1 protein-coding gene is annotated in these 1,163 nt (G+C 69.1%); it reads right to left on the bottom strand.

The features are described 5' to 3' along the window. A partial coding sequence (gene metK / locus ACFF45_RS35430; RefSeq protein ID WP_381351158.1) for a methionine adenosyltransferase occupies positions 1 to 1,163 on the bottom strand: 1,163 nt, incomplete at both ends.

The following is a 1,163-nucleotide window of genomic DNA, read 5'->3' as shown; positions in this document are numbered from 1 at the left end:
CGGTCCGTGCGCTCCCAGGTGAAGTCGGGAAGCTCACGGCCGAAGTGACCGTACGCCGCGGTCTGGGCGTAGATCGGGCGGAGCAGGTCGAGGTCGCGGATGATGGCGGCCGGGCGGAGGTCGAAGACCTCCTCGATCGCCTTCTCGATCCTCTCGGTCTCGACCTTGTGGGTGCCGAAGGTCTCGACGAACAGGCCGACCGGCTCGGCCTTGCCGATCGCGTACGCCACCTGGACCTCGCAGCGGGAGGCCAGGCCCGCCGCGACGATGTTCTTGGCGACCCAGCGCATCGCGTACGCCGCCGAGCGGTCCACCTTGGACGGGTCCTTGCCGGAGAAGGCGCCGCCGCCGTGGCGGGCCATGCCGCCGTAGGTGTCGATGATGATCTTGCGGCCGGTCAGGCCGGCGTCGCCCATGGGACCGCCGATCTCGAACCGGCCGGTCGGGTTGACCAGCAGGCGGTAGCCCTCGGTGTCCAGCTTGATGCCGTCGTCCAGGAGCGCCTTCAGCTCGGGCTCCACGACGAACTCGCGGATGTCGGGCGCGAGCAGCGACTCCAGGTCGATGTCGCTGGCGTGCTGCGAGGAGACCACGACCGTGTCGAGGCGGACGGCCTTGTCGCCGTCGTACTCGATGGTGACCTGCGTCTTGCCGTCCGGGCGCAGGTAGGGGATCGTGCCGTTCTTGCGCGCGTCGGACAGGCGCTTCGACAGGCGGTGCGCCAGGAAGATCGGCAGCGGCATCAGCGTCGGCGTCTCGTCCGAGGCGTAGCCGAACATCAGGCCCTGGTCACCGGCGCCCTGCCGGTCCAGCTCGTCCTCGTCGCCCTCGACCCGGCTCTCGTAGGCCGTGTCCACACCCTGCGCGATGTCCGGGGACTGCGCGCCGATCGACACCGAGACACCGCAGGAGGCGCCGTCGAAGCCCTTCTTCGACGAGTCGTAGCCGATCTCCAGGATCTTCTCCCGCACCAGCTGCGGGATCGGCGCGTACGCCTTGGTCGTGACCTCGCCGGCCACGTGCACCAGACCGGTCGTGATCAGGGTCTCGACGGCGACCCGGGACGTCGGGTCCTCGCGCAGGAGCGCGTCGAGAATGGTGTCGCTGATCTGATCAGCGATCTTGTCGGGGTGACCCTCGGTCACGGACTCCGAGGTGAACAG

It is taken from the genome of Streptomyces cinereospinus, assembly GCF_042430725.1.
In the GTDB taxonomy this organism is placed as follows: Bacteria; Actinomycetota; Actinomycetes; order Streptomycetales; family Streptomycetaceae; genus Streptomyces; species Streptomyces cinereospinus.
The sequence above is the reverse complement of the archived record's forward strand: the minus strand, read 5'-3'. Positions and strand labels throughout refer to the sequence as shown.